Raw genomic sequence first — 20,423 nt, 5'->3', positions numbered from 1 at the left:
CAGGCTATCGCGGGGACCTGGGCGGGCCGCCGCCCATTTAGGCCGGGACGTCCTGCTTCGGGAGGTCGTTGAGGACGGTGCGGCGGGGGTTGGCGGTCTGGCGGGGCAGTTCGACGGTGTGCTCCTGCGTCTCCGGGGCGTCGAGCTCGTCGGCGTCCTTGAGGTGGGCCAGGGTGGTGCGCCGCGGGTTGGCTATGTTGCGGAACATCATCGTCGTCTTCACTGCGGTATGCCTCGCGTCGGGTCGGGAGATTGCTGGCAAGAGTTGCGAACGTTGCATTTCTGCGCGTTGTCGTTTTGCGCAACTGTGTAAAGCGTCAGGCTAAGCGCGCTATTCCCTGCGGATCCGCGGGAAACTCGGCGATCTTCCTGTGAGTTTCCTCACGGAGGGTGTGACATATGCCGCATTTCCCATGATCAACATCCATGGTCGAAACGGACATTGGCGGATTGAACCGCACGTTCCGCTCCTGATCACCGCACCTGGGACAGGGGGCGAGGGTGGCCGACTCGCGGACATAAGTCCGAATTCGACGGTGGCGTCTTCTACCGGTCGTAACGCATTCCATACATTGCGTCACCCATGTCACAGCGACCCACTCCGCCCTTGTTGGAGATCCTGCACTGTGCTGGAATTCCACGGACCGCCGCACATTTCCGCCGGCGCGCAGGGCGCGAAGAAGCGCCGCGCGGTGGCGCCGCCCTCTCGGCCAGAGGGGACGGCACACCGGTCATCACGACCGCCTTGGGGGCTTCGCGGTCCCCTCCGACTCGACACCGTCCTGCCGTCTCGCGGTGGGACGCCTGGTCCAGAGGTTGCGACGCTAGTGCAGGGACGTTTCAAGAGGGATGGCAACGCTGCGGCGGACCCGGAGCTGCGCGGTGAGACAGACCGCAGTCAGACGCCGGGCGAGGACGCCGCGGACGGCGGCAAGCCCAAGAACGGCCCCAGCGGGCCCGGCAGTCGAATAGCGCTGCGCAACTGGCGCATCAGCACCCGCCTGGTTTCCCTGCTGGCCCTTCCCGTCGTCGCCGCGACGACTCTGGGTGCCCTGCGCGTCAACACCGAGCTGGAAAACATGGACCAGCTCTCCAAGATGCAGCTGCTGACGCAGATGACGCGGCAGGCCACCGAGTTGGCCGACGCGCTGCAGGCGGAGCGGGACAAGTCGGCCGGTCCGCTGGCCGGCAGCGGCAACGTCAAGGACGACGCCAACGTGGTCGCCCCGCGCGAGGCCACCAACCGCGCCAAGGTCTCCTTCAACCAGGCCACCGACGACATCAAGGGCGACGACGCCACGATGGCCGGTGTCCGGGCGACCATCCTGGAGATCGGCCGCCAGCTCAACACCCTCAACGAGATCCGCGCCAACGCCTACAAGGACGACAACAACGTCGCGCGGACCGTCAACGCCTACAACCAGCTGATCACGTCCCTGCTGGACCTCTCGCAGGACATGGCGCAGGCCACCAGCAACCCGGAGATGATCCGCTCCACCCGTGCCCTGGCCGCGTTCTCGTCGGCCAAGGAGTACGCGTCGATCCAGCGCGCCCTGGTCAGTGCCGGCCTGGCGCACTCCGGCGGCCCGCAGCTGTCCGCCAACGACCGGCAGGCCGGCCGCACCGCCGAGGACGACGAGAAGGCCGCCCGGGACCGCTTCTCGCAGATCTACAGCGGCAACGCCGGCTCGCTCACCAGCGGCCTGGACGGCCACAATGACGAGATCAAGGCCGCCTCCGCGTTCGCGCACCGCGTCTTCGCCACCGGCGGCGGCATCCGCAGCCAGGACTACAAGTACCTGGACTGGTACGACTCCGACACCGTCAAGATCGACGAGATGTCGCGCATCGAGGACACCCTGCTGTCCGAGATGGACCAGAAGGCACGCGAGCTGCGCAACACCGCGACCCAGGACGCCATCCTCAACGGTGCGGTGATCCTGCTGGTCCTCGGCGTCTCGCTGGTCGGCGCGTTCGTCGTGGCCCGCTCCATGGTCCGCTCGCTGCGCCGCCTTCAGGACACCGCGCAGCGGGTCTCCCAGGACCGGCTGCCCGAACTGGTCAAGCAGCTCTCGGAGTCGGACCCGCAGGACGTCGACACCTCCGTCGAGTCGGTCGGTGTGCACAGCCGGGACGAGATCGGCCGGGTGGCCGCGGCCTTCGACGAGGTGCACCGCGAGGCGGTCCGGCTGGCGTCCGAGCAGGCGCTGCTGCGGGGCAACGTCAACGCGATGTTCACCAACCTCTCGCGCCGCTCCCAGGGTCTGATTCAGCGTCAGCTCTCGCTGATCTCCGAACTGGAGTCCCGTGAGGCCGACCCGGACCAGCTCTCCTCGCTCTTCAAGCTGGACCACCTCGCGACCCGTATGCGCCGAAACGGCGAGAACCTCCTGGTCCTCGCCGGTGAGGAGCCGGGCCGCCGGTGGACCCGCCCGGTCCCGCTGGTCGACGTGCTCCGCGCCGCCGCGTCCGAGGTGGAGCAGTACGAGCGGATCGAGCTGAACGCGGTCCCGCAGACCGAGGTCGCCGGCCGGGTCGTCAACGACCTGGTGCACCTCCTCGCCGAGCTGCTGGAGAACGCCACCTCGTTCTCCTCGCCGCAGACCAAGGTCAAGGTGACCGGTCACGCGCTGCCCGACGGCCGCGTCCTGGTCGAGATCCACGACACCGGCATCGGCCTCTCCCCCGAGGACCTGTCGGCGATCAACGAGCGGCTGGCCAGCCCGCCGACCGTGGACGTCTCGGTCTCCCGGCGGATGGGTCTGTTCGTGGTCGGCCGGCTGTCGCTGCGGCACGGCATCCGCATCCAGCTGCGGCCCTCCGACTCCGGCGGCACCACCGCCCTGGTCATGCTGCCGGTCGACGTCGCCCAGGGCGGCAAGAAGCCGGCGCCGAGCACCGCCAAGAGCCCCTCGGAGGGCGGTGGAACGCCCACCAGCCGGCTCGCCGGGCTCCAGCCGCGCGGCCAAGTCGGCTCCGGTCCCGGTGGGCGGCCCCCGCTGCCCGGCCGCGGTGGCCCCGGTGGTGCCCCCAACGCCTTCGGTGCGCCGGCGCCCGGCGGGCGCAGCACCGCGCCGTCCGCCCCGGCGGCCGGCGGCGAGGCCCGCCCGGCCGGCGACGGCTCCCGGCCCGCGCTGCCGGTGCGCGGCGCGGACGCGGGCCGCGGCGCCGAGGAGGCCCGCACCCCGACCGTGGCCCCGCCCGCCGGCCTGCCCCCGCGCGAGGAGCGCCCGCAGCTGCCGACCCGGCAGTCGGGCCCGGCGGCCGAACTCCCGGGCGGCGGCGCCGGATCGGCCCCCGCCGACCCCGCGCGGCCGGACGACGCGCCACTGGGCGTGCGCCGGGACCGCGGCGCCAACGACGACTGGCCGCTGGCGCCCCGCGAGGCCCAGGACCACCCGCGCGGCCACGAGGAGCCGGAGACCACCGACCCCTTCCAGCGGTCCGCACCGGCCGCCGGCCCCGGCGACACCGCCGCGTTCCCCCGGCCCGACTTCGGCGGACCGCGGCCGGGCGGGGCACAGGGCGCGCAGCCGAACGACGCCCCGGCCGCCGCTGGCCCCGAGCCGACCCGCGCGGCCGGCGGGCCCGGCGACACCGGGCAGTTCCCGCAACCCGACGCGCACACCGGCCAGTTCGCGCGGCCCGAGCAGGACACCGGGCAGCACCCGCGCCCCGACGCCGACACCGGGCAGTTCGACGCCGGTCCGTTCGACGCCGGCCGGGTGGAGACCACCGGGCAGTTCCCGCACCCCGAGAGCGAGCCGGCCGAGCCGACCGGTCGGGCGCCGCGGCCTCAAGCCGGTCGGTCCCCGGCGGCCGAAGGCCCGCTCGGCGGCGACCCGTTGCGCGACCCGCTCGACGGCGACCCCGGCGACGGCGCCGGCGACATCCGCACCCCGATCTTCGACACCATCGAGTCCAACTGGTTCAACACCCCGGCCGCGGCGGCCGCAGGTGTGCCGCCGCTGCCGCGCCGCGGCGCCCCCGAGGACGGCGGCACGCCGGACGGCGGCACGCCGGCCGACGGTGCCCGCCCGGGCGCCCCGGCCGACGCGAACGCGCAGTGGCGGACCTCGCCGAACGACGAGGTGTGGCGGCAGGCCGAGCAGGTCCGCCAGCCGGCCTCGGGCGGGGTCACCACGTCCGGGCTGCCCCGTCGGGTGCCGCGCGCCAACCTGGTCGCCGGCACCGCGCAGCAGCAGCCCCCGCAGGGCGGTCCGCAGGTCTCCCGCGCACCCAGTGACGTGCGCGGCCGGCTGACCAATCTCCGTCGGGGCATCCAACAGGGCCGGCAGGCCGGGACGTCGTCCACCGGCACCCACGGCACTGTCGATCCCACTCACCAGCAGGAGCGTTAGTTGAGTCCGATGAGCCAGGCGGCGCAGAATCTGAACTGGTTGATCACCAACTTCGTGGAGAACACCCCCGGGGTGTCCCACACGGTGGTGGTCTCCGCGGACGGACTGCTCCTCGCGATGTCCGAGGGTTTCCCCCGTGACCGTGCCGATCAACTGGCGGCGGTGGCCTCCGGGTTGACGTCGCTGACCTCCGGCGCGTCCCGCATCTTCGAGGGCGGGACCGTCAACCAGACCGTGGTGGAGATGGAGCGCGGCTTCCTCTTCATCATGTCGATCTCCGACGGATCGTCGCTGGCCGTACTGGCGCACCCCGAGTGCGACATCGGCCTCGTCGGTTACGAGATGGCCCTGTTGGTCGACCGCGCGGGCACCGTCCTGACGCCCGACCTGCGGGCAGAACTGCAGGGCAGCCTGCTGAACTGAGTGCCCGCGGCGTCCGCAGCGCCGCACCGCACCCGGTGACCCCTCATCCATCCGAGCCGCACCCCCCACCGGCCCAACCCGACGACCGACTTGTTGTCCCGTCCGGAGGACCCATGACCCCGCCACCCGCCACTTCCGGCCCGTACGGTGCCTACAGCTCAGCGCCGTACGGGAGCGAAGGTGACCAGCCGTTGGTGCGCCCGTACGCCATGACCGGAGGCCGGACCCGGCCGCGCTACCAGCTCGCCATCGAGGCGCTGGTCAGCACCACGGCCGACCCGTCCCAACTCCCCGGTCTGCTGCCCGAGCACCAGCGGATCTGCCACCTGTGCCGCGAGGTGAAGTCGGTGGCGGAGGTCTCCGCGCTGCTGCACATCCCGCTCGGCGTGGCCCGGATTCTGGTGGCGGACCTGGCGGAGGCCGGGATGGTGGCGATCCACCAGCCGGGCGGCAGCGGCGAGGCGGGCGGCACGCCGGACGTGACGCTGTTGGAGAGGGTGCTCAGTGGACTTCGCAAGCTCTAGCGGTGCAGCCCGCTCCACCACCTCGGCGAAGATCGTGGTGGCGGGCGGCTTCGGCGTGGGCAAGACCACGTTCGTCGGGGCCGTCTCAGAGATCAACCCGCTGCGCACCGAAGCCGTGATGACCTCGGCGTCGGCCGGCATCGACGACCTCAGCCACGTCCAGGACAAGACGACCACGACCGTGGCGATGGACTTCGGCCGCATCACGCTGGACGAGGACCTGATCCTGTACCTCTTCGGTACGCCCGGTCAGGACCGCTTCTGGTTCATGTGGGACGACCTGGTCCGCGGCGCCATCGGCGCGGTCGTCCTGGTCGACACCCGCCGCCTCGCCGACTGCTTCCCGGCCGTCGACTACTTCGAGAACAGCGGCCTGCCCTTCGTCATCGCCCTCAACGGCTTTGAAGGGCACCAGCCGCACGGTCCTGACGAGGTGCGCGAGGCGCTCCAGATCGGCCCCGGGACCCCGATCATCACCACCGACGCCCGCCACCGCGCGGAGGCCAAGAGCGCGCTGATCACGCTCGTCGAACACGCGCTGATGGCCCGGCTGCGCTAGCCCCGGCCGTACGGCCCGCGCGTCATACGGCGCGGGCCGTACGGCAGTTGTTCCCGCGTGGGTGTCATCGGGGTTGCGGGCTGCCCGGGTTCGGTTCCCATACACCGCCGCAGTGATCTGTGTCCTTCGACACGCCCGTAAAGGGCTTCATAACGTTTCGACAGTGAATCGGCGCGCTTTCGACACCCCATGCGCATGACCGGCTTCGCTGCGCTCACATTTCTCCCGCCTTTTGCCGCGCCTCGCCCTTAACGCCCCTTTTATCTTGCGGTCTTCAAGGGTTGCTGGGGCTCCGCTCAGTGTTTGGAACGCACCGCCCTGACGTGCTGAAATTCGCTGAACTCCGGAGTAGTAACGCCCAGAAGAAACGGCACTGCGCGACCGTGCCGTCGCCGAGAGGTTGTTGGTCGAGTGAGGCGAAGCACGACGAGCCCCGAGCCGCAGGAACCGCGGCGGGGTAACTTCACGCCGCCGCCCCGCGGTGGTACTGCACCGGCCGCCGAAGCAACCGCGCCTCCCGCGGAAAAGCCGCAGGTCAGCGGCAGCAAGTACGCCCCGCGCAACTGGCGGGTGGCCACCCGGCTCAACGCCATCTTGCTGATCCCCGTCCTCGTCGGCCTGGTCTTCGGCGGGCTGCGGGTCAACAACTCTTTCGGCACCTGGCAGGACGCCCGGGACGCCGAGAACACCGCCAAGCTCGTTCGCGCCGCGCTTTCCTACAGCAACGCCCTCATCGACGAGCGGGACCGCACCGCCACCCCGCTGCTCAAGGGCCACAAGGACGACCCGGCCGTCCAGGAGGCGCGGGACGCCACCGACGCCGCCGGCAAGGCGTTCCACGAGGCCGCCAAGGACATCCCGGACAAGCCGGGCCTGAAGCGCCGGATGGCGCTCTTCCAGAAGACCGAGCCGAAGCTGGCGCAGCTCCGCCAGGCCGCCTTCACCAGCAAGCTCACCGGCGTGCAGACCGAAGAGGGCTACGTCGAGATCCAGCACCCGCTGATGGAGTTCGCCAACGAACTCGGCCTGGGCACCGGCAACATCACCTCCTACGGGCGCACCGTCTACGCCGTCTCGCTGGCGAAGGCCGCCGAGTCGTTGGAGCGTTCCATCGGCACCCACCTCCTGGTCGCCCCGGCGTCCCCGCAGGGCGGCAAGGAGCACAAGGCGCAGCTGACCGCGTTCGCCTCGTACCGCTACCTGGAGGGCATCGCCATCGGCGAGTACACCTCCGGCGGGACGCCCGAGGACGTGCAGCGGCTGAAGGACGACGCCGCCGGTCTCCAGCGGGCGGCGCAGGCCCAGATGGACCGGGCCAAGTCGCAGGCGGAGGCGGCCGGTCAGCAGTTCCGCACCCCGCCGTCCATGGACCAGATGTCCACCCTGATCGCCTCGGGCGCCGCGCCGGACGCGCTGGCCACCAAGGGCGTCACCCCGGACGCGTACTTCCGCGCCGCCACCGGCAAGTTCGACATGTACCGGTCCATCGAGAAGGACCTGGCGGACAAGGCGGTGAACGAGGCGGCGCAGATCTCCTCGGACGCCAAGTGGTCCATCTTCGTCGACTCCGGCATCGTGCTGGCCGCGCTGGCCGCCGCATTCATCGTGGCCGGGCTGATGGCCCGCCGGATGAGCCGCAACATGCAGGCGCTGCGCAACGCGGCGTTCGGCATCGCCGAGCAGCGGCTGCCGCTGCTGGTCGACCAGCTCTCGCGCACCGAGCCGGGCCGGGTCGACACCCGCGTGACGCCGATCCCGATCGCCACCACCGACGAGATCGGCGAGGTCGCCCGCGCCTTCGACCAGGTGCACCGCGAGGCGGTCCGGCTCGCCGCCGAGCAGGCGCTGCTGCGCGGCAACGTCAACGCGATCTTCACCAACCTCTCGCGCCGCAACCAGGGTCTGATCGAGCGTCAACTGGAGCTGATCACCGGCCTGGAGAACAACGAGGCCGACCCGGACCAGCTGGAGAACCTCTTCCGGCTCGACCACCTCGCCACCCGCATGCGCCGCAACGGCGAGAACCTCCTGATCCTCGCGGGCGAGGAGCCCGGCCGCCGCTGGAACCAACCGGTGCCGCTGATCGACGTGTTGCGCGCGGCCACCTCCGAGGTCGAGTCCTACGAGCGGATCGAGCTCAGCGGCGTCCCCGAGAGCGAGATCCACGGCACCGCGGTGACCGACCTGGTGCACCTGCTCTCCGAACTCCTGGAGAACGCCACCACGTTCTCCTCCCCGCAGACCAAGGTGCGGGTGGCCGCGACCCGGCTGCCCGACGGCCGGGTCATGATCGAGATCCACGACAAGGGCATCGGGCTGACCCCCGAGGACTTCGCGGACATCAACCACAAGCTGGCCAACCCGCCGAGCGTGGACGCCGCGGTCTCCCAGCGGATGGGCCTGTTCGTGGTCGGCCGGCTGGCCGACCGGCACGGCATCCGGGTCCAGTTGCGCCCCTCGGGCGAGCAGGCCGGCACCACGTCGCTGGTCATGCTGCCGGAGGCGATCACCCACGGCGGTGGCGGCGACGAGCAGTTCGACGACACCTTCACCGTCTCCCGGATCGTCCCCGAGCACCAGCAGACCGCCTACCAGGACGACGCCCGTACCGCGGCGGAGCTCGGCTTCGACGACGGCCTCCAGGGGCCCGCGGCGGAGTTGGACCCGGTGGGTCGCTCGCTGCTGCGCGAGGAGCGCCGCGCGGCCCTGGAGGCGCAGGCCGCCGCCGGGCAGTCCGGGCCCCAACAGGCCGACACCCGACCGCTGTTCCGCGACGAGGCGACCGACGGCTTCCGGCAGCACGCCGCACCGTATGCGGAGCCCGGCCAGCCGCTCTACGACGACCGCTCCTACGGTGGTGAGGCGTTCGCCGCCCCGAACCCGACGGAGACCACCGGCCAGTACCCGTACGCCCCGCAGGACCCCGGTCACGTGGACGGCTGGGCCCCGCAGGAGGCCGGCCGGGTCGACGGCTGGGCCCCGCAGGAAACCGGCCAGGTGAACGAGTGGGCCGAACCCGCCGCGCACCAGGGGTACTTCGGAACGGAAGCGGAATCTGACCGGAATCCAACTGCCGCTCCCGCGGATGCCTCTGAGCGCGTAACATTCGAGCGTCCCGGCCCCTCCGCGAGCACGGTCCAGTCGCTGACCGACGCCGGTCTTCCGCTGCGCGGAGCCGACTCACCGCAGGATCAGCAGCAGGCGGCACCGGAGAGCGGCCAGGACGACGGCTCCGCTTGGCGCAGCGAGAACGACGATCGCTGGCAGCGGGCGGGGCGACTGCGCCAGCCGTCGGCGGGCGGGGTCACCGCTTCCGGTCTTCCCCGGCGGGTGCCCAAGGCCAACTTGGTCGAGGGCACCGCGGAGCAGACCACGCAGGGCGGCCCCCAGGTCTCCCGCGCTCCGGAGGACGTCCGCGGCAGGCTGAGCAATCTGCGCCGCGGTGTCCAGCAGGGGCGCAGCGCCGGCACCGGCACGGACCCCTCCCCGGGGGTCCCCCAGAATGACCAACAGGGCTTCGGCCCCGGCAGCACCTACGATCAGGAGCGTTAGTGTGAGCCCGATGAGCCAGGCGGCGCAGAATCTGAACTGGTTGATCACCAACTTCGTGGAGAACACCCCCGGGGTGTCCCACACGGTCGTGGTCTCCGCGGACGGTCTCCTCCTCGCGATGTCCGAGGGCTTCCCCCGCGACCGCGCCGATCAACTGGCGGCGGTGGCCTCCGGGTTGACGTCGCTGACCTCCGGCGCGTCCCGCATCTTCGAGGGCGGGAGCGTCAACCAGACCGTGGTGGAGATGGAGCGCGGCTTCCTCTTCATCATGTCCGTCTCCGACGGATCGTCGCTGGCCGTGCTGGCGCACCCCGAGTGCGACATCGGCCTCGTCGGTTACGAGATGGCCCTGTTGGTCGACCGCGCGGGCACCGTCCTGACGCCCGACCTGCGGGCAGAACTGCAGGGCAGCCTTCTCAACTAGCAGACAGGCAGTGCGTTTCCCGCCACCGCACCATAGGGTTCGGTGGCGCGACCGGCGTCAGATAGGCAAGTTGGAGGAGGAAACGTGGCAACGCCCCCTAGCGGTTACCCGTATGGATCCGGACAGCAGTCCGGCCCCCAGGGCGAGACCCATCACAACCGCTTCAACTTCCCGTCTGCGCCCAGCCGCAGGCCGCAGCGCCCCGCTCAGCAGCAGGGCCCGTACCGCCCCCAGCCTTACGGGCCCCCGCCGACCGAGCCCTCGCCGTACGACCAGCCGCAGCCGCCGCGCATCCAGCCGGTGCAGCCGCCGCGGCCGGCGCCCGAGCCCGCCCCCACGGGCGGAGCGAGCAATCCGCTCGTGCGCCCGTACGCGATGACCGGGGGCCGGACCCGGCCGCGCTACCAGCTCGCGATCGAGGCGCTGGTCAGCACGACCGCGGATCCCGCGAAGCTGCAGGGCCAGTTGCCGGAGCACCAGCGCATCTGCCACCTCTGCCGCGAAATCAAATCGGTTGCCGAGATCTCGGCCCTCCTCTCCATCCCCCTCGGCGTCGCCCGGATCCTCGTCGCCGACCTGGCGGAGGCCGGACTCGTCGCCATCCATCAGCCCGGCGGGGACGAGACCGCCGGCGGACAGCCAGATGTGACACTGCTCGAAAGGGTGCTCAGTGGACTTCGCAAGCTCTAGCGGTGCAGCCCGCTCCACCACCTCGGCGAAGATCGTGGTGGCGGGCGGCTTCGGCGTGGGCAAGACCACGTTCGTCGGGGCCGTCTCAGAGATCAACCCGCTGCGCACCGAAGCCGTGATGACCTCCGCTTCGGCGGGCATCGACGACCTCACGCACGCACCGGACAAGACGACCACGACCGTGGCGATGGACTTCGGCCGCATCACCCTGGACCAGGACCTGATCCTGTACCTCTTCGGTACGCCCGGTCAGGACCGCTTCTGGTTCATGTGGGACGACCTGGTCCGCGGCGCCATCGGCGCGGTCGTCCTGGTCGACACCCGCCGCCTCGCCGACTGCTTCCCGGCCGTCGACTACTTCGAGAACAGCGGCCTGCCCTTCGTCATCGCCCTCAACGGCTTCGACGGGCACCAGCCCTACACGCCCGACGAGGTCCGTGAGGCGCTGCAGATCGGCCCGGACGCGCCGATCATCACCACCGACGCGCGGCACCGGAGCGAGGCCAAGAGCGCGCTGATCACGCTCGTGGAGCACGCGCTGATGGCCCGGCTGCGCTGACGGCCCGGTGCCGGCATCTGGCCGGCCCACGCGCCGAGTTGACGAAGGCCCCCGCACACCTGCCAGGTGCGGGGGCCTCGTCGTGTCGCCGGCCGGTCAGCGCAGGGTGCTGCCGACGGCGGTGAGCAGCAGCGCGAGCGAGACCGCGCCGGCGTCCGGGTGGCCGTAGCCGAGCGCCCCCATGCGGGCCGCGCGGCCGCGGGCCGGGGTGAGGTGGGCGGTGTCCGCGGCGGCCCGGGTGGCGGCCTCCGCGGCGGCCTGCCACGCCTTGGGCAGGCCCTCCGCGGCGCGGGCCCGCAGCTCGCGCCGGAACGGGTCCAGGGCGTCCAGCATGGTCTTCTCCCCCACGGCGGCGCCGCCGAGTTCGCCGACGGCCCGCTGAGCGGCGTCCACCGCGTCCGCGAGCAGCGCGGCGCCGCGGGCGTCCTCGGGGGCCCGGAGCAGAACGGCGCCGGTCTCGGCCAACAGGGCGCCGTACAGCGCCCCGGAGGCACCCCCGGAGGCGTCGGCCAGCGCCAGCCCGGCGGCGAGCAGCGCGGTCCCGGCCGACCGCGGGTCGTCGGCCGGCCCCGGCTCGGCCGTGGCGGCGGCCGCGGCGGCGGCCCGCAGCCCGCGGACGATGCCGATCCCGTGGTCCCCGTCGCCGGCCACCGCGTCCAGCCGCCCCAACTCCTCCTCGTTGGCCGCGACGAGCTCCAGCGCGGCATGCAACGCCGCCGCCACGGGCAGACCCCCACCGGGGGTTGTGCCGTCCCCTAGGGGCGCCGCGCCCCCCGCCCCTACGGGCCCGCCCACCACCGTGCCCGCGCTCGCCCCCGGCTCCTCCAGGTCCCCCGACTCCCCCGCCCCGTCGGCCCGTTGGTCGTCCTCGGGCCCGTACGCCCCGGGCAGGCTGCGGAACGCCGGGGTGTCGCAGGGCGCGTCGTAGAGGGCGGCCAGTTCGTCGTCGAGGGACATCAGCGACAGCGAGACCCCGGCCATGTCGAAGGAGGTCACGAACTCCCCCACCTCCGGCCGGAACGGGCGCAGACCGGCCGCCCGCAGCCGCCGGTTGACCTGCCGGTACACCACGAACATCTCCTCGCACTTGGTGCGCCCCAGCCCGTTGAGGAGCACCGCGACCCGGCCGTCCCCAACGGGCAGCTCCGGCAGCAGGTTTCCGACCAGCTCGTCGGCCAGCTCCGCAGCCGTGAGCTGTCGGGTGGTGCGCAGCCCCGGTTCGCCGTGGATGCCCATGCCCAGCTCGGTGGTGCCGCCGTTGACGGTGAACAGCGGCTCGGCCGCGCCCGGGAGGGTGCAGCCGGCGAACGCGGCGGCGAAGGTGCGGGTGTGGTCGTTGGCGCGGGCCGCGAGGTGGGCGACGGAGTCCAGGTCGTCGCCGCGCTCGGCGGCCGCGCCGGCGACCTTGAAGACGAAGAGGTCGCCGGCCACCCCGCGCCGGTCCCGGGACGGGTCGATCGGCTGGCCCTCCACCGGCGGCGGCCCGCTGGCCACGTCGTCGGTGACCAGCACCGTCCGGGTCGGCACGCCCTCGGCCGCGAGCCGCCGCGCGGCCAGCCCGAAGTGCATCACGTCGCCCGCGTAGTTGCCGTAGCTGAGCAGCACGCCGGCGCCGCCGTCCGCGGCCCGGACGGTGCGGTAGACCTGCTCGGCGCTGGGGCTGGCGAAGACGTCGCCGACCGCCGCGGCGTCCGCGAGCCCGGGCCCCACCAGCCCCGCGAAGGCCGGGTAGTGGCCGGAGCCGCCGCCGATGACGACCGCGACCTTGCCGGGGCGCGGCGCGTGGCGGCCGACGATGCCGAAGGCGCCCGGGACCCGGCGGACCGTGCGCGCATAGGCGTCGGCCAGCCCCTCCAGCCAGTCCTCGCGGAAGGTCTCCAGGTGGTGTCCGAGGCCGGCGGGTTCGGTCGTCATCAGGCACACTCCTTTGTTTCTGTCCCTGTTGGATTTAACACCCAGATCACAGATACGTCACCCTTGGCGGCCGAAACACCGCGCAATCCTGTGAGAATTGCCGCCAAGAAAACCCTGCATCACACCTTGCATGTGAACTTCACAGGATTCATGCTGCTCCCATCACACCCGCACCCGCCGGAGGCGTGCAATGGCAGCATCCCCTCTCCTCGACCGGATCGGCATCCCCAAGGCCCTGGTCTTCGGCTATCTCGGCGTGTTGCTGTTCATGGTCGGCGACGGGGTGGAGTCCGGCTTCATCGCGCCGTTCATGGCCGACCACGGCGCCGGCACCGAGGTCCGCGCCTCCTACGTCATCACCGCCTACGGCATCACCGTGATGCTCGCCTCCTGGCTCTCCGGCGCCCTCTCCGACCTGTGGGGCCCACGCCGGGTGATGCAACTGGGCCTGGCCGTCTGGATCGTCTTCGACGTCCTCTACCTCACCCTCGCCCTCGGCCCGCAGAACTACCCGCTGATGCTGGTCTTCTACGGCCTCCGCGGCTTCGGCTACCCGCTCTTCGCCTTCGGCTTCCTGGTCTGGATCACCGCCACCGCCCCCAAGGCCCGCATGGGCACCGCGGTCGGCTGGTTCTACGTCGCCTTCACCGGCGGCCTGCCCACCCTCGGCTCGCTCGTCGCCGGCGCCACCAACCCCTGGTTCGGCCCCTTCGGCACCCTCTGGATCGCCCTCGGCATCATCGCGCTGGGCGGCGCCTGCTGCCTCCTCGGCGTCCGCGAACGCACCGGCTTCGCCCGGCTCGCCCCGCCCGAGGTCAAGCCCGTCCAGTCCCTGGTCTCCAGCCTCGCCATCGCCTGGACCCACCCCAAGGTCGCCGTCGGCTGCGTCGTCCGCATCATCAACACCGCCCCGGAATTCGGCTTCCTGGTCTTCCTCCCGACCTTCTTCGGCAAGCAACTGGGCTTCGGCCAGGGCCGCTGGCTGACCCTGCTCGCCGTCATCTACGGCACCAACGTCTTCTGCAACCTGCTCTTCGGCGCCATCGGCGACAAGATCGGCTGGCGCCGCACCATCGCCACCTTCGGCGGCCTGGGCTGCGCGGTGACCACCCTCACCCTGTACTTCGTCCCCCTCGCCGTCGGCCCCCACTACTGGGTCGCCCTCCTCGTCGGCATGCTCTACGGCGTCACCCTGGCCGGCTTCGTCTCCATCTCCGCCCTCGTCCCGGCCCTCGCCCCCGACAACAAGGGCGGCGCCATGGCCCTCCTCAACCTCGGCGCCGGCGGCGCCGCCTTCGTCGGCCCCGCCATCGTCAGCCTCTTCCTCGCCCCCCTAGGCCCCGCCGGCGTAGTCCTCATCTTCGCCGCCCTCTACGGAGTAGCCGCCCTCCTCACCCTCTCCCTCAAACTCCCGGACAACCACACCACCCCCACCCCCCACACCAAGACCCCCACCGCAGCCACCCACGCCTGAACACCCCAAGCCAACCGGCGAGTTGAGCCAACGACGCAGCCTGACAGCCACCAGCCCGAGCCGGGCCCCACCGGCGAACAGCCACCAACACTCCCCGGCCCACGAGTTGACTCGGTGACGGACGCCCCACCGTCGGAGAGTCGGCAACGGCGCGGGCCGAAAACCAGCAGCCCGGCCGGGCCCACCGACGGAAAGTCGGCAACGGCACGGGCCGGAGGGGATGTCCCGGGGTGCGCCCGCAGGATCTGGAGCAAAGCCCCGGGCATTCCTCATCTACAGACCAGAGGCGCCCGCACCGAGGACGTACCCCGGGACAGCCCCTCCGGCCCCACCCACAACGAAAAGCCGCAAGACGCCAGCCCCCACCGGACAGAACCCGCAAAGCACCCGCCCCCACCAGGCGAACGCCAAAACAAAAACGGCGGCCCCCGCACCCACAAGGTGCGAGGGCCGCCACAGCACAACCGCTAGCGGCAGCGAGACATCACCGCTGCCAGCTGGTAGCCCCGTGGAACCCCATCTGCCGCTCCAACCGCCGCCACCGAGCGGCAGTGGTACGCGGCCGAACCGGCGCCGCCGGCTGATGCGCGGCACGGGCGAGCAGAACGGCGGTCAGGGCAGCGAGCTCCTCCTCGCTGGCCTGCCCCTTCTCGACGCGGATGGGCGCGTCGGCAACAGCACTGCTGGGAACGGCATTCACGACGATCTCGATTCTCCGTGACGGGATGAGCAGGAAGACTGGAAAGACGGGGAAGAACGGGCACCGCGCCCGCGACGAACACGCACGCGAACGCGGCCCCAACACCCCTTACTGCGGCGGATTACCGTGCTTGCGCGCCGGCAGATCCGCATGCTTCGTCCGCAGCATCTCCAGCGCCCGCACCAGCGTGTGCCGGGTCTCCGCCGGGTCGATGACGTCATCGACCAGACCGCGCTCGGCCGCGTAATACGGGTGCATCAGCTCGGACTTGTACTCCTTGACCATGCGGCTGCGCATCGCCTCGGAGTCATCCGCCTCGGCGATCTGCTTGCGGAAGATGACGTTGGCCGCGCCCTCCGCGCCCATCACCGCGATCTCGTTGGTCGGCCAGGCATACGTCAGGTCGGCCCCGATGGACTGCGAGTCCATCACGATGTAGGCACCGCCGTACGCCTTGCGCAGCACGATGGAGATCCGCGGCACGGTCGCGTTGCAGTACGCGTAGAGCAGCTTGGCGCCGTGGCGGATGATGCCGCCGTGCTCCTGGTCGACGCCGGGCAGGAAGCCGGGGACGTCGAGCAGCGTGACGATCGGGATGTTGAACGCGTCGCACATCTGGACGAAGCGGGCGGCCTTCTCGGACGCCTCGATGTCCAGGACGCCGGCCAGCGACTGCGGCTGGTTGGCGATGATGCCGACCACCCGGCCGTCGAAGCGGGCCAGCGCGCAGATGATGTTGGTGGCCCAGCGCTCGTGGACCTCCAGGTACTCGCCGTCGTCGACGATCTCCTCGATGACCTTGCGCATGTCGTACGGTCGGTTGCCGTCCGCCGGGACCAGGTCCAGCAGCGTGTCGCAGCTACGGTCGACCGGGTCCTCGCAGGCCACCACCGGCGGGTTCTCCCGGTTGTTGGCCGGCAGCAGCGACAGCAGGTAGCGGACCTCTTCGAGGCAGGTGACCTCGTCGTCGTAGGCGAAGTGCGCCACGCCGGAGGTCTCGGCGTGCACATCGGCGCCGCCCAGGCCGTTCTGGGTGATCTCCTCGCCCGTGACGGCCCGCACCACGTCCGGGCCAGTGATGAACATCTGGGAGGTGTCCCGGACCATGAAGACGAAGTCCGTGAGGGCCGGCGAGTAGGCGGCACCGCCGGCGCACGGGCCGAGCATGACGCTTATCTGCGGGATGACGCCGGACGCCTTGGTGTTGCGCTGGAAGATGCCGCCGTAGCCGGCGAGCGCGGAGACGCCCTCCTGGATGCGGGCGCCGGCGCCGTCGTTGAGCGACACCAGGGGCGCACCGGCCTGGATGGCCATGTCCATGATCTTGTGGATCTTGGTGGCGTGGGCCTCGCCCAGGGCGCCGCCGAAGATCCGGAAGTCGTGCGCGTAGACGAAGACGGTCCGGCCGTGGACCGTGCCCCAACCGGTGATGACACCGTCCGTGTACGGCTTCTTGGCCTCCAGGCCGAAGCCGGTGGCGCGATGCCGGCGGAGCGGCTCGACCTCGTTGAAGGAACCCTCGTCCAGCAGCAGGTCGATCCGCTCGCGGGCCGTCAGCTTGCCCTTGGCACGCTGCGCTTCGGTGGCTCGCTCGCTGGGGCCTCGCCGGACCTGCTCACGGATCGCGTGCAGTTCGGCGACGCGCCCGCGGGCGTCGTTGGCACCGGCGGGCACATCTTCGACAGTGGTCATGTATCGACGGTACGTGGGCGAGGCCCCGCACACCGATGTCGGTTTCGTACAACGTCGGGCGCGATTTCGTGGGCAGGCGGTACAGAACCACGCTGCACGCGGCCCGACTGCTGGGCTGTGGCGGGGTGGACGCGGTGTCCAGTGTCTGTGTGGTGCCGACAAACGACGCGCGGGCGATGTTGTGCCGGTCGGTGGTCGGCGGCGGCGCGGCGGCGATCAGCGCAGCAGCACGGTGCAGGTGTGGGTGGCGCAGGCGGTGCCGGGGGCCAGGCGCAGCCGCAGGGCGTCGCCGGTGGCCAGCACCTCGACCGCGTCGTCGTGGGCGAGCACCGCGCGGATGGGCCGGGACCAGGTGAGCTCCAGGGGCGCGCCGGTGCGCTCGGGGGCCGCGGCGCACAGGGTGGCGGTGCGGCCGGCCCGGCCGGGGGCGCGGCGGGTGCGGGTCAGGACGCTGGCCGGGCCGTCGGCGGTGAGCGGTCCGGCGGTGCCGGCGCGCCAGAAGCTGGCGGCGGTGACGCCGAGCGGGGCGACGGTGACGGCCTGCCGGTCGGCGTCGTTGGCGAGGACGGTCAGCCAGTGCCGGTCGGCGGCGCGGGCGGCGAGGGCGCGCTGGTCGGCGCCGGGCATCAGCAGGTAGGCGTAGCCGGCGCCGGTGGGGTCGGTGCCGTGGTCGTGCCAGAGGGTGAGGTAGCGGCGGGTGTACGGGTCGGTGGTGGAGGTGGTGTTGATGTCGGACCAGCGGCCGGTGCGGTCCTCGCGCAGGACGTGCAGCGGGGCGCCGCCGGGAAAGACCCAGCCGCCGTGGCCGGCAAGGTGGGCCCAGCGGGCACGGGGGAAGGTGGTGGTGCGGCCGGGGGCGGGTCGCTGGCGGACGCCGTCGACGGTGAGGGCGGCGGTGCCGCGGGCGCCGAGGTTGCGGTTGTCGACGACGGTCTCGGCCCGGACGCCGTCCCGGCAGGTGATGCCGGCGCCGAGGCAGACCACGCAGTCGGCGAGGGCGAACCAGGATTTCCGGGCGCGGAGGGTGGAGCCGAGGCCGCGGAGGTCCTGGCCGATCGCGGCGTAGCTGCCGTCGGTGGTGCCGCCGACCCAACGGGCCTCGGGCTTCGGCTCGCCCCAGGGGCCGCCCGCGTCGTCGGCCAGGTGCTTGGTGGAGACGGTGGTGCCGGGGAGGCGGTAGGGGTCGACGGTGGGCCAGAAGGCGTCGGTGTACTGGTCGCCGCAGCGGCCCGCGGGCCACCAGGAGAGCATGCCGGCGCCGGTGTGCCAGCCGCGCTTGTTCTCGCCGTTGCCGTTCTCGTAGTGGGCGATGCGGTCGGAGGCCATGGCCAGGCCGGCGGTCCAGCCGGGGCGGCGGTGCACGGCGCGGTCCATGGCGGGGAAGAGGCGGTGGCCGACGGGCTCGGGGGCGGCGGGGGCGGGGCCGGCGTCGACCGCGGCGAGGCGGGCGAGGTCGGCGACGGTGAACTGGCGGTCGGTGCGGACCGGCAGGGTGCGGTCGCGGGCGATGTGGCCCTTGATCAGGGCGTGCCAGCGGTCGCGTTCGGCGGCGCTCGCGGCCTCGGCGAGCAGGGCGATGGCGGCGAGCACGGCGTGGCCGTGGCGGTGGTCGCTGTGCAGGACGTGCCGCGGGTCGTTGCACAGGTAACCGCGGCTGATGGCACGGCCGTTGACGCTGTCCATCATCAACCCGTCGTGGAGCAGCGGCGCGTAGGCGTGCTCGACGCTGTCGTGGACGAGCTGTCGGTGGGGGTCGGTGATCTCCCAAGGGGAGCCGCCGAGCAGGGTGAAGAGCCGGCCGAGGCCGTCGAGGAGGACCGCGCCGTAGGTGCCGGAGTAGGCGACCCAGGTGTGTTGGACGAACGAGCCGTCGGCGTAGAGGCCGTCGCCGTGGGTGACGTGCGGGAAGACCGGGGAGAGCGCGTCACGGGCCAGGGCGATCTTGGCGGGGGCGCGGCCGAGGACGCCGCGGAGGGCGACGACGCGGCAGAGGTCGACGCGGTTGGCGCCTGTGCTGGTGCCGGTGTACGAGCCGAGGGCGCGGTCCGGGACGAAGTGGTCGACGGCGGCCAGGCAGCGGGCGCGCAGGGCGTCGCCGGCGCCGCCGGGGAGGTGTTCGTCGAGGACGGCGAGGGTGTCGAGGAGGAGTCTGGGGCTGCCGATCTGCCATTCCCACCAGTTGCCGTAGGGCGTGGTGGCGGGGTGGTAGACGGTGCGGTCGAGGTGGTCCAGACCGGTGCGGACGGCGGTGGCGAGGTCGGCGTCGCCGGTGTGGCCGGTGCCGGGCTGGGCGCAGGCCAGCGCCATGGTGGCGAGCCGGTCGTAGCTGCGGGTGAGGCCGGCGGGCGGGTCGTAGGGGCACTCCGGCCAGAGGGAGTCGGCGGTCGGGCGCATGGTCCGGTGGTAGCCGGCGGCGAGCTGGCCGGTCTCCTTGAGGGCACCGGCGTACGGGGCGGCGGTGGGGTCGTAGCCGGTGCCGAGGGTCAGGTCGCACCAGCGGCGGCGGAGGGTGGCGTAGGCGTCCCCGGCAGCGGGGGCGGCGTCGGCGGACCGGGCGGCGGTGAGGGTGAGGGCCAGGGCGCCGGCGGTGGTGGCGGTCAGGAATCCTCGGCGCGACCAGGCGGGCGGGGTGGCGGGCGACATGGTCGCTCCTCTCCGTGGCGTCAACTATGGTGTGGCGCTGCGCACTTGGGAGTTCCCGATGGTCTAGCACGGGCTCGAACGGGGCGGCAATGACCGCGCCGGGGACGGCCGGCGCCACTCGTGCGGGGGAGCCATCCACCGTGAAGGTTGAAAGTTAAACGAGATGCGGCTACCGTGAATCTCGTTGAACGTTAAACAAGAGCGGTTCAATGCCCCGCGGCGCGCATCCCCCGCCCGCGTCCACCCCCGAAGGAGGAGCCATGCCCCTGTTCCGCAAGCGCCCCGCCGCTGCCCCGACCGCGACCACCGCCGTCCTGGAGGTGGACCCCGCGCTGGCCGCCCTGACCGGCGACTACACCATCGACCCGGCGCACAGCAGCATCGGCTTCAGCGTCCGGCACGCCATGGTCACCAACGTCCGCGGCACGTTCGGCAGTTACGAGGGCGCGCTGCACCTCGACGGGTCCGCCCCGGCCCGCTCCACCGCCACCCTCGACGTCGCCATCGCCAGCGTCGACACCGGCATCGCCGACCGCGACGCCCACCTGCGCGGCGCGGACTTCTTCGACGCCGAGAACTTCCCGCGGATGACGTTCCGTTCCACCGCCGCCGAGGCGACCGGCGGCGACCGCTACCGGATCACCGGCGACCTGACCATCAAGGACGTCACCAGGCCGCTCACCATCGACCTGGAGTTCAACGGCGCGGCCACCGACGTCTACGGCGCCGAACGCGTCGGCTTCGAGGGCAGCGCCGAGATCCTGCGCTCGGAGTGGGGGCTGACCTGGAACGCGGCGCTGGAGACCGGCGGCGTGATGGTCAGCGACAAGGTCAAGCTGGTCTTCGACATCTCGGCGGTGCGGGCCGGGAGTTGAGCGGGGGCGCGGGGGCGGGCGAGTGACCTCCAC

The 20,423-nt window shown here is 72.1% G+C and carries 15 protein-coding genes; 10 read left to right on the top strand and 5 right to left on the bottom strand.

Going from position 1 to position 20,423, the window contains the following annotated elements; translation table 11 throughout:
- Positions 1 to 37 precede the first annotated feature (37 nt).
- Positions 38 to 223 carry a hypothetical protein gene (locus ACFVFQ_RS17850; RefSeq protein ID WP_383416403.1) on the bottom strand — a complete coding sequence of 62 codons (186 nt, stop codon included), beginning with the start codon at positions 221 to 223 and terminating at the stop codon, positions 38 to 40.
- A 604-nt stretch (positions 224 to 827) separates the two neighbouring features.
- On the opposite strand from ACFVFQ_RS17850, the gene ACFVFQ_RS17845 reads away from it, so the two are divergent.
- From ACFVFQ_RS17845 to ACFVFQ_RS17810, 8 genes are all read left to right on the top strand, one after another.
- The gene (locus ACFVFQ_RS17845; RefSeq protein ID WP_383416400.1) at positions 828 to 4,361 is read left to right on the top strand and encodes a nitrate- and nitrite sensing domain-containing protein; all 3,534 of its coding nucleotides are present in this window, start codon (positions 828 to 830) and stop codon (positions 4,359 to 4,361) included.
- 9 nt (positions 4,362 to 4,370) lie between these two features.
- Entirely contained in the window at positions 4,371 to 4,784 is a 414-nt protein-coding gene (locus ACFVFQ_RS17840; RefSeq protein WP_383416833.1) for a roadblock/LC7 domain-containing protein, read from the top strand.
- A gap of 113 nt (positions 4,785 to 4,897) precedes the next feature.
- Positions 4,898 to 5,308, top strand: coding sequence for a DUF742 domain-containing protein (locus ACFVFQ_RS17835; RefSeq protein ID WP_016576235.1), 411 nt, complete (start codon positions 4,898 to 4,900; stop codon positions 5,306 to 5,308).
- Positions 5,289 to 5,867, top strand: coding sequence for an ATP/GTP-binding protein (locus ACFVFQ_RS17830; protein ID WP_383416397.1), 579 nt, complete (start codon positions 5,289 to 5,291; stop codon positions 5,865 to 5,867). The genes ACFVFQ_RS17835 and ACFVFQ_RS17830 overlap by 20 nt, the downstream gene beginning before the upstream one ends.
- 411 nt (positions 5,868 to 6,278) lie before the next feature.
- Positions 6,279 to 9,419, top strand: a complete 3,141-nt coding sequence (locus ACFVFQ_RS17825; RefSeq protein WP_383416394.1) for a nitrate- and nitrite sensing domain-containing protein — start codon at positions 6,279 to 6,281, stop codon at positions 9,417 to 9,419.
- Between the two features lie 10 nt (positions 9,420 to 9,429).
- A complete protein-coding gene (locus ACFVFQ_RS17820) occupies positions 9,430 to 9,843 on the top strand; it encodes a roadblock/LC7 domain-containing protein (RefSeq protein ID WP_018542541.1) in 414 nt (137 codons plus the stop codon).
- An 84-nt stretch (positions 9,844 to 9,927) separates the two neighbouring features.
- Positions 9,928 to 10,533, top strand: a complete 606-nt coding sequence (locus tag ACFVFQ_RS17815) for a DUF742 domain-containing protein (protein ID WP_383416391.1) — start codon at positions 9,928 to 9,930, stop codon at positions 10,531 to 10,533.
- Entirely contained in the window at positions 10,514 to 11,092 is a 579-nt protein-coding gene (locus tag ACFVFQ_RS17810; protein ID WP_073447656.1) for an ATP/GTP-binding protein, read from the top strand. Before ACFVFQ_RS17815 ends, ACFVFQ_RS17810 begins: the two co-directional genes overlap by 20 nt.
- A gap of 96 nt (positions 11,093 to 11,188) precedes the next feature.
- On the opposite strand, the gene ACFVFQ_RS17805 is transcribed toward ACFVFQ_RS17810, so the two are convergent.
- The gene (locus ACFVFQ_RS17805; protein WP_383416387.1) at positions 11,189 to 13,006 is read right to left on the bottom strand and encodes a dihydroxyacetone kinase family protein; all 1,818 of its coding nucleotides are present in this window, start codon (positions 13,004 to 13,006) and stop codon (positions 11,189 to 11,191) included.
- Positions 13,007 to 13,196: 190 nt separating this feature from the next.
- On the opposite strand from ACFVFQ_RS17805, the gene ACFVFQ_RS17800 reads away from it, so the two are divergent.
- Positions 13,197 to 14,480, top strand: a complete 1,284-nt coding sequence (locus ACFVFQ_RS17800) for an MFS transporter (protein WP_383416384.1) — start codon at positions 13,197 to 13,199, stop codon at positions 14,478 to 14,480.
- 484 nt (positions 14,481 to 14,964) lie between these two features.
- Here ACFVFQ_RS17800 and ACFVFQ_RS17795 read toward each other — a convergent pair whose 3' ends face one another.
- From ACFVFQ_RS17795 to ACFVFQ_RS17785, 3 genes are all read right to left on the bottom strand, one after another.
- Entirely contained in the window at positions 14,965 to 15,180 is a 216-nt protein-coding gene (locus ACFVFQ_RS17795) for an acyl-CoA carboxylase epsilon subunit (RefSeq protein WP_383416381.1), read from the bottom strand.
- Positions 15,181 to 15,288: 108 nt separating this feature from the next.
- Entirely contained in the window at positions 15,289 to 16,872 is a 1,584-nt protein-coding gene (locus ACFVFQ_RS17790; protein ID WP_383416377.1) for an acyl-CoA carboxylase subunit beta, read from the bottom strand.
- 216 nt (positions 16,873 to 17,088) lie between these two features.
- Complete coding sequence (locus tag ACFVFQ_RS17785) at positions 17,089 to 19,515, bottom strand: polysaccharide lyase 8 family protein (protein ID WP_383416375.1); 2,427 nt, start codon at positions 19,513 to 19,515, stop codon at positions 17,089 to 17,091.
- 260 nt (positions 19,516 to 19,775) lie between these two features.
- Between ACFVFQ_RS17785 and ACFVFQ_RS17780 the strand changes: the two genes are divergently transcribed.
- On the top strand, positions 19,776 to 20,390 hold the full coding sequence (locus ACFVFQ_RS17780) for a YceI family protein (RefSeq protein WP_383416372.1): 615 nt from the start codon (positions 19,776 to 19,778) through the stop codon (positions 20,388 to 20,390).
- Positions 20,391 to 20,423 lie beyond the last annotated feature (33 nt).

The sequence above is a fragment of the Streptomyces sp. NPDC057743 genome (assembly GCF_042798755.1).
In the GTDB taxonomy this organism is placed as follows: Bacteria; Actinomycetota; Actinomycetes; order Streptomycetales; family Streptomycetaceae; genus Streptomyces.
The sequence above is the reverse complement of the archived record's forward strand: the minus strand, read 5'-3'. Positions and strand labels throughout refer to the sequence as shown.